Raw genomic sequence first — 8811 nt, 5'->3', positions numbered from 1 at the left:
ATAGTTGTTCCCGTCGCCATCCGCCGTACCGATACCCTCTCAAACCCAGGCAGCATGCGGCGTCTGGCGCTGTTGACCGGCTGAACAGGAACACAGGTGGGCAATTTTTCTCCAGGCACGGTTTCGGCTTACGCCAAGCGGCGCTCAGGCGCAGTGTCGCCCAGACACACGGGCCTGGCTAGCCTTACAAGGCGTGGCCGTCGCGTGCCCTGCGTGCGCTCAGTCGGGCTCGCCGTCGGCTGGGTCGTCGTCTTCCTGCTCTGCCGCCAGGGCAGCCAGCAAGGCGGCTTCCGGGGGGCGTGTCGCTGTGGCACGCAGTCCCGGTACGGGTGCGCTGGCGGTCTCGGTCGGCCGGGTCAGCTTGGCGGGATGGGTGGCGTCATGAATGGCACGCAGGTGGTCGATGCTGACGTGGGTGTAGATCTCGGTGGTGGAGAGCTGTGCATGGCCCAGCAGGGCCTGCAGGATACGTACATCTGCGCCCGCTTCCAGCATGTGGGTGGCCATGGCGTGGCGCAACAGGTGGCTGCTGCCTGGCTTGTTGATGCCGGCATAGGCCATATGCCGCTTGACCTTGAGCGAGACGTAGGCGGGGCTGAGGGGTTCACCATAGTCGCTCAGGAAGAGCGCGGTCTGTTCGGTGACGATGAGCTGCGGCCGTGATTCCAGCAGGTAGCGGTCCAGCCAGGCCAGGGCTCGCTCTCCCAGGGGGACCACCCGGTCTCGCCGGCCCTTGCCCTCGCGCACAAACACCAGGCGGCGATGCAGGTCTACATCGTAGCAAGCCAGGTGGGCGGCCTCCATCCGTCTCAGGCCGGTGCTGTACAGCATTTCCAGCAAGGCGCGGTCTCGCAGGCCATGGACTGTACCTGGGTCGGCCTTGGCCAGGATCGCTTCCACTTCCTGGATCGAGAGGATGGCACGGGGCAGTTTCTTGGAGGGCTTGGGCAGGTCGATCTCGCTGGCCGGGTTGAACAGCAGGTAGTTCTCCCGTACCAGCCATTTGAACCAGACCTTGAGCGGGGCCAGGCATCCAACCTGGCTGGCGTGGGTCAGCGGCTGGCCGTCGGCCTTGCGGTAGTAGAACAGGTGCCGCTGGTAGCGTTCCAGTACCGGCTTGGTGACGTCGGCGGGTTGCTGCAGGCCTCGCTCGTCGCACCAGGCAATAAAGCGGCGCAAGCTGCCTCGGCGGGACTTGAGGGTATGTTCCGAGTAGCCACGGACGCGCAGATGCTCGAAGTGCGCCTGCATATAGGCCACCATGGGGTGATGGGCCAGGGGGTCTGCCTCTTGCCGGCGTGGCAGGAGGGGCTTGCTGGTGGCGGGTTTGCGGCTGCGCTTGAGGGTTTGGCCTTTGCGTGGCATGTCAGTGCCCTTGGGCGGCTAAGGCAAGGGCGGCAGCTGTCGGTTGGGGTACGACCGGCCAAGCTACGACGGCGGTGGCGTGGTGCGCCCCTGCCCCGTGCTCGGTTTCTGCGGTGCGGGGTTCGGCGGTCGCTGCGGTTTCCCCCGTGCCATCAGCCTGGGCGGCGGTGGCGGTCGGTGGCGAAGCCGGTGCGGGGTGGCCGTCTTCGGGGTGCGATGCGACCGCGAGGTGGGGGTGGATACCCCGCGAACGGTCTGTCGTAGCGGTCAGTTCGGCTTCCAGGGCGGCGACGTCGATCAAGCCGGCCAAGCGGGGGCCTTGGGCGTCCAGTTCACCATCGAACAGCAGTTCATACTCGAAGCGCTGGCCTCGTCCGCCCCGGTGTACCAGCAGGTATTCCAGTTCGGCCAGCCTATCCAGGTGCAGCCGGCATTGCGTGTCGGATAGCCCGCTGGCCCGTCTGACCTCGGCGCGGCTAAAACGGATATCGGCCAGCGCACGGCGGGTGTCGGCGGCCCGTTCACGTACCCAGGTCTGTATCTGGGCCAGTAGCTTGCGGGTCTGTGGTGGCAGGTCGTCCAGTGAGCGCCCCAGGATGTCATGGGCGAGTGCATTGGCCATGTGCAGGTCGGCTAGCGTGACCTCGATGTAGTCGATCTGCCGGTCTGCCAGGTTGAGTGTCTTGATGGGCCGTTGTGCTTGGTGCAGGAAGGCAATCGCATCAATGAGCGAGAGGTATTTGTCATGATCACGGCGGGTGCGGGTGCGGTCATCCAGGAAGGTCAGCCGGTCGGCGTAGGGATTGAGTACCGCCAGCGGGCGTAGCAGTCGTTGGGCGTTGCCATGGCGGGCAATGATGGCTTGCTTTTCATGCCGGGCCAGCAGGCCGTCCAGGGTACGGCGCTGGCGCTGGCGCGCATGGATGGCACGGGTCTGTTCCCGGCCTTCGTCAACGCTCAGTACCAAGCAGCGATTCAGCAGTTCTTCGTCCACATCAATGGCGGTCGTGGTCATGAAGAGGCTCATGGGGCCTTCCACCCGATACTGCTGGGTCACCAGGTTGCCATTGGGGTCGGTGCCGGTGCTGGCGATGGTCAGCTCGCCTTCCGACTGCAGCAGCTTGAGCGCATAACTGGCCCGGTGGGCGCCTTCTTCTTCGGCGATGGCCAGGATGCGATGCTTGAGATTGGTCTCGCCCATGTAAAACAAACTCTGCCCGGTCATGGCGGAGAAGCGTACCGTCTCTTCCGGCGGCATAAAGGCCAGCACGGCATCCATCAGGCTGGATTTGCCCGCCGCACTGGAGGATTGCACCACCACGGCCAGGGGGCGTTCCAGCAGTCGGCTGGTGGCGGCCAGGTAGCCCACCAGCTTGTTGCTGGCTTCGCCGACCACGCCACAGGCGTCGAAGTCGGCCAGGATGCGGTCCAGCAAGTCGGGGGCCTGCAGCAGTGCCTGGGCTGCCTGGCGGTCAGGCTCGCTCATGTCGGGCTGGCTGGGGGCTTGCGGTGTCAGGGCTTGCTGGATGGCGTCGTCCTGTACTTGCTCCAGTTTGAGCAGGACCCGCCCCAGCTCGGCTTTAAGGCTGTCCAGTGGGGCGCGCAGTTCGGCAGCAGCCTGCTGCAGGAAGAGGCTGCGGGCGCGGGCGGTATACAGGTCCAGGTTGTCTACATGGAAGTCCTCGCCTTCACTCACCATCAGATTGACCTTGAGCACGCCCACGGCGAGGTTGCGTGGTAGTCCTCGCACCCGCCAGCGGCGGCTGTCGAAACGCATCACCACTTCGCGCTCGCTGACCTCGGCCGCCAGGTCGCACTGGGGTGCAGGTGGCGTAGGGCTGGCCGGCAATACCGGTGGGGCGGCCGGTGCGGACGCTGTTGCGTCCGGGCGGCTGTCGGCGGCTAAAGGGGGCGGTGGTATGCGTGCCGCAGGGGGCACAGCAGGTGGTACGGCCAAGACCGAAGGGGCCGGGTGGGCATCTCGCTGGGTTGGCCGGTTCGGCGGCGATGCGGTGCCCAGCCATTCGGCTTTTCTGATGAGGAGGCCTAACGCTTTCTGCGGCGGGCTCATCTTGAGCGCGTAGGCATTGGCATCCAGGCCATGCGGGAAGCGTAGCCGCCAGCAGTCCAGCCCCTCGGCCTGCAACTGGCCGGCCAGTGCCACGGCAGCCCGGTCGCCGGCCTCATCACGGTCATAGGCAATCAGTACCCGCTGGATGCCATGGCGCTGGAAGGCAAGCAGGTGGTCGGGGGTGAAGCCGTTCACGCCGTAGCTGGCGGTGACGTTGCGATAGCCATGTACCCAGAAGGTCATGGCATCAATCAGCGCCTCGGTCAGGATGATTTCACCGCCGGCGGCGGCCAGGCCAGCTTCATTCCATACGCCAGCATGGCCCCCTGGCAGATACAGATGGGCCGGTGTGCCCTTGCGCAGGTCATCGCGTATCTTGCGGCCGTAGATCTCCTGTACCACCCCGTCCAGCCCGATGACCGGTACGACCAGGGAGCCGTTGAAGTGCTCATGGCCTGATTCGCGCAGCAAGCCGACCTGTTGCAAGCGCTCCCGTATCTGGGCACCGGCCTTGAGTTGCTTGGCCGGCAGGCGGTAGCCCAGGGTGCGGTTGGCGTAGCCCAACTGGAAGCGCTCGATCAGCTCGGCATGGTGCAGGCCGCGCTTCTCCAGGTAGGCCAGGGCCTCCGGGCTCTGCTTGAGGGTGGCGTGGTAGTACTCCAGCACCCGCCGCAACAAGGGCTGGCGCTCGGCTTCGCTCATCAGGGTGGCGTCGGGCACCCCGTCGGCGGCTAAAGCAACAGGCGCGGCGGCGACGGTCAAAGGAGTGGCGGCCGGGGTCAGGCCCAGCTCAGTACGGAGCTGGTCTGCCGCATGGCGGAAGCTGATGCGCTGGCGCTTCATCACCCAGTCTATCGGGCCACCTGCTGCGCCGCAGCCGAAGCAGTGGAACAGGTTCTTGCTGGGGGTGACGATCAGTGAGGGGGTGCTGTCTTGGTGGAAGGGGCAGCAGGCGGCGTAGTCCTTGCCCTGTTTCTGCAGGGTAATGCCGTCGGCTTCGATCAGGCGCAGCAGGGAGACCTCGGCCTTGAGTCGTTCCAGTTCTGCCTCGGTAATACGTGCCATGTCTGTTTCCCTCCAAACCCTGTCAATGGACATTGATTGCAGCTATGATATAGCCACTTATGTCCATTTTCAAAGAGCCATGTTTGAGGGGTACATACAATGCGAGCCATCTCCTTGCCTTTTCCGATACTCGACATGGTGGCCTTTGCCGAACGACTCAAGGCACTACGTGAAGCCCGCAAGCTGACGCAAGCCAGGCTCGCGGAACTGATCGGCGTGAACCCGCGTGCCTACAACCGATGGGAACGCGGTAATTTCGTGCCGCAACTGGATACGCTCATTAAGATTGCTGACGTGCTGAACGTCACGCTTGATGAATTGACGGGACGGGCCGAGGTGGCGCATGCGCCCACCGTGCATAACCCGAAGCTGTACGCCCTGCTCGAAGAAGTCGATGCCCTGCCGGATGCAGAACAGCAGGCGCTCATCATTCTGATGGACAGCTTGGTCAAACGCGCCAAGATCAACCGCGTGATGGCGACCTAGCAGCGCTTCCGCTACCGACAAGCCCCCTGAACCCCACGCAGCAGCCGGGGTTGAGGGGGCTTTTATCGTCTAATAAACATAATCAACCTGCCGGCAACACCGGGTCATGGCCTGGCGGCACCGGGTAATGCAAGCGGGACGGGACACCCGGCTGGCGTAACTTGGCTACCACCGCGTCAGGTGAACCTTCCACTGCCAGCATCAGATTGATGAACTTGCCATAGCTCTGCCGGGCGTAGTGCAGCATTTGCGCATAGCCAATGTCTACCGCCTGCTGGGCGGTCTCGATCCGGCTGGCTTGGGCTTGTGCCCAGGCCAGCGCGGGATAGGCGCCAGCGGCGTAGCGGCCCGGCTCCAGCAAGACTTCCCAGGGGATGCGACGGTCCTTGTTGTGCAGCTCAATCTCCCAGCGCACCCAGGGGCTGGCGGGATCGCCGAGCTGCTTGCCCTTTTCATATACACGCAGGTATTTACCGTGCTCACGCCGGCCGACGTAGAAGGTGCGCCCGCGCCCATCCGGCTGGTGCCAGTTGCCATTGACGCTGCAAGACGGCTGATTGCCACCGCTGCCGAACTGGCCAGCGTAATACTGTTCGACGGCCCAATCCACCGAGTGCTGCCCTTCGTAGTCATCGACTGCGCCATCCCAGCGGGTGATGCGGCCACCCAGCTCGTCACGCAGCCAGCTCACCAGGTGCGGCCAGTCGGGCACCTGGGCGCAGGCTTCGCCAGGCAGGCTGAGCAAGGCCGTACCACGCTGACCACCGTGGGCGAACAAGGCGCGGCTGTCGCCCAGCCGGTACGAGTGCTGATAGCCATGCAGGCCGCCTGTACGGGTTGTGACCGGGGTGAAGGCGTCCCCCAGCACGGCGTGCAGTTCGGTGAACCAGGCAACCAGGCCGGGTGTGCCGATCTCGAACGGGAAGGTGCAGTTGAGGTAGTCGGTAATGGCGGCATCAGGCTGGCCGTCGGGCTTGGGCTGGGGTATCAGGACGAACTTGGCTCTGCCACTGCCGGTGGCGTAAAGCGCTAGGTTTTCGGAGGGAAGGCTTTCCGGGCTGTCGCTTGCCGTCGTTTGGGGTGGGGATGAACTTTCCCCCCGTATTACCCGACGGGGGGCCGGCGCGTCCGCGCCGCCTTCGGCACGGCGTGGGTACGCCGTGCCGGCGTTGGCTACGGTCGCGTCGGCTGTGACCAGGTTGCCTGGGGTGGATGCAAGATGGGACATACAAACTCCATGCGGTCATGGCAATGGAGTCGGGCGACGAAACGCAAGCAAGCCCACCCCATCGCCGTTAATCGGTCGATGAAGTCATGGTGGCAATGTTCGTCGTGTCAGTGGGTGCGCGAGTCGAGATGCGCCAGAGGTCTTGCTGTGCCTGCCCATCAATGGGGCCTAGGACTTGATTTGCCTCGGCGTTTTTAGCAGTAGGTGCGCTAAGTAAATGTGCGAATGCCTAGCCTATGACGGTGACCAATCTACCGGACAGCGAGCTGCGATTCAAGCCGGTACGCGCGCGGGGAGCGGCGCGATCTACCTGCCGGGCCTTGAACCTGCCAGGTTAACGCGCGCCCGGCGGGGCCGCCGCCCACTCGGCCATACCGCAGCAGTAGACCCATCGTGCTGGGCAGGCAACACACCCGCCGGAATACGCCGCAAAGCCTTACGCTACCTGGCTTGGCGGGCGGTTTATCGGGGTAGCGTTATAACGGTAACGCGGATGCGGAATAACGCTGGAAGCCAGCAGCGGCGCGGGTTTGCGGGGCACACGGTACGTTGCGTGATGTGTGATGGAAACACAGGGGCGCGGGTCTCCCGCAGCATCCTGCCAAAGCCTTGATCTAGCAGGGGTTTGGGCGGGCGGCGGGATTTTACGGCCAGGCCGTTCTAGGTGCGTTCGTAGAACAGGTATAGAACGCACCTAGAACAGACTGCGAACGGGGATAGGACGGGAAGCTGCACCCCGGCCGTCCCGGAGGCCTTAAGAATCGAGGTGGCGGGGTGGCTTGGTGGGTTGTTGTGAACGCCGAACAAGGCAGCGCGAAGGCGGGGATCAGCCGGGCGCGGTCGCAGGGCAAGCGCTTCGGCCGGCCGCTGAGCTTGAGCCAGGATCAGCGAGCGCAGGCACTGGGGCGGCTGGCCAGCGGGGCGACGGTCTCTCAGGTGGCGAGGGCGTTGGCGACCAACCGGCAGACCATCATGCGGGTGCGCAATGCACTGACCTCATGATGGTAGCCGGTGGGTGGGGCTGTTGTGAGCGCCGAACAGGGCTGCAGCAGGGTAGCAGCACTCCTTACTTAAAGAATAGAGCCATAGCGGCACTCAGCCCCAACAGAAAAGCCCCACCGGTCTGCAACAAGCCCAAGGCAAAAGTGGCGTTTGTAGGAAAGCTCCTATGCCGCCTCATCTGCCAAAGTACAAATTCAAAAATAACATACCACGCTATAGTGGCAAGTAAGAGATAGGCGACCATTGTTACTTGTCCCAATAATAGTCAAAGCCAAGGTAACCACCCGTACCGAATACGGCCGCAGCTGTAAACACCTCGAGGTTTCTCTGAACGGGGTGTTTGGCTGGATCAAATATTACTCCATTGGCTCCAATGTTTCTCGGTCGTATGTCATTGAATGGTGTGCCGAGTCTATAGGAGCCTTCCATCCAAGCAGACCAAAAATTGCCTGGCGTATAGGTTCCAGCATCTCTTGTTATAAGCTTGCCGTTTTTATAAAGATGACTGACTCCAAGCTCCCCTAGTTTACCAAGTCCTTCCGCCTGAGCATCCAAAGACCCACGCCCCCACCATTGGGCAATAGCCCCAGCTTTAGGATCAACCTCCTTGATCCAATAGCTCCCAATATTTTTAATTCTAACCCCACCCGGCAGGCTGCGCCATTCTGCTGCAGCCACTGAGCTGGTAGACCACAGTTTGTCTACAACAGAAGGGCCGGATGTGATTAGCTTAGATGCAACTTGCTCTATAGCATCTCTATGCAGACCCGTCGCGCCGCCATGATTATCATCAATGCCGTATTCCGTTGTAGCCCATTTGTAGGTTTTTTGGAAGAAATGAGCTGACATTTCCTTGTCAGAACCATTCTGCAAAACCCGCTGCATATCATACACTACACTTGTCGGGCCGCTAAGTAGACTCTTCTGGTCAAAATTAGTGTAAACATCGACTAATTCGTCCCAGCCGAATCTTTCCCCGTTAGCACCCCTAAATAAGTGAGGATGCTTTTCATAGGCAGAAGCAACTGCATTCAGTCCTCGATAGGAAATGTTTTCCATCCTTTGTTGACTTGCCTGCAGCTCATTAAACATTCCACCAACGACATTGCTGACTTTGCCGGCTAGGGTGAGGCCGCCACTCTTCAATAAACCTAGCGTAGCTCCACCTAAGTTGCTCAGATTTTCCCAGGGATTATCACTAGGCATGCCCAGCGCAAATTTTGCGCTGGCCTTTTTAGACGCAACTGCAGCAGCTCGCTGATTATACTTCTGAATTGCGGTCCGCTCACCCGACAGCATGCCGTCATGCCTGGCTTTGCTGGCACGGTACTGTGCCAGCTCTGCGTCGTTAAGTGCGCCCTCTCTGGGTAAGCTCTCGGCAAACATAGCGTTCCATTGCGCCTCTCTGCCGGCCAGGTAGCTGGCATAGAAACCCATCCCGGCCTGATTGGCCTGCGCTTGATGGTTCTCCATAAATTTTGCCGCAGCAGCCGCATTCAATGGTCCACCACCGTTCGCCAATGCGTATTGCTGCGCATCGGTTGGCCCAGACTGCATATTCGCCGCGATGCTATTGCCCAGCGCATCGCCAAAC

The 8811-nt window shown here is 62.0% G+C and carries 6 protein-coding genes; 2 read left to right on the top strand and 4 right to left on the bottom strand.

Annotated features, from left to right (window positions below):
• Positions 1-219: 219 nt before the first annotated feature.
• Together xerC and V7714_RS20410 are read right to left on the bottom strand one after the other, a co-directional pair.
• On the bottom strand, positions 220-1365 hold the full coding sequence (xerC, locus tag V7714_RS20415; RefSeq protein ID WP_335711384.1) for a site-specific tyrosine recombinase XerC: 1146 nt from the start codon (positions 1363-1365) through the stop codon (positions 220-222).
• A 1-nt stretch (position 1366) separates the two neighbouring features.
• Positions 1367-4501 carry a CHC2 zinc finger domain-containing protein gene (locus V7714_RS20410; protein ID WP_335711383.1) on the bottom strand — a complete coding sequence of 1045 codons (3135 nt, stop codon included), beginning with the start codon at positions 4499-4501 and terminating at the stop codon, positions 1367-1369.
• 99 nt (positions 4502-4600) lie between these two features.
• Between V7714_RS20410 and V7714_RS20405 the strand changes: the two genes are divergently transcribed.
• On the top strand, positions 4601-4987 hold the full coding sequence (locus V7714_RS20405) for a helix-turn-helix domain-containing protein (RefSeq protein ID WP_335711382.1): 387 nt from the start codon (positions 4601-4603) through the stop codon (positions 4985-4987).
• 82 nt (positions 4988-5069) lie between these two features.
• Here the strand turns inward: V7714_RS20405 and V7714_RS20400 are convergent, their stop codons facing one another.
• Positions 5070-6215: a replication initiation factor domain-containing protein gene (locus V7714_RS20400; protein WP_335711381.1), complete on the bottom strand. Its 1146-nt coding sequence runs from the start codon at positions 6213-6215 to the stop codon at positions 5070-5072.
• Between the two features lie 792 nt (positions 6216-7007).
• Here V7714_RS20400 and V7714_RS20395 point away from each other — a divergent pair.
• Positions 7008-7217, top strand: coding sequence for a helix-turn-helix domain-containing protein (locus V7714_RS20395; protein ID WP_335711380.1), 210 nt, complete (start codon positions 7008-7010; stop codon positions 7215-7217).
• Between the two features lie 246 nt (positions 7218-7463).
• Here the strand turns inward: V7714_RS20395 and V7714_RS20390 are convergent.
• On the bottom strand, positions 7464-8811 hold a 1348-nt coding region (locus V7714_RS20390), incomplete at its 5' end, for a hypothetical protein (RefSeq protein ID WP_335711379.1).

It is taken from the genome of Chitinimonas sp. JJ19, from assembly GCF_036961565.1.
In the GTDB taxonomy this organism is placed as follows: Bacteria; Pseudomonadota; Gammaproteobacteria; order Burkholderiales; family Chitinimonadaceae; genus Chitinimonas.
This window is presented reverse-complemented; position numbering and strand designations above follow the sequence as displayed.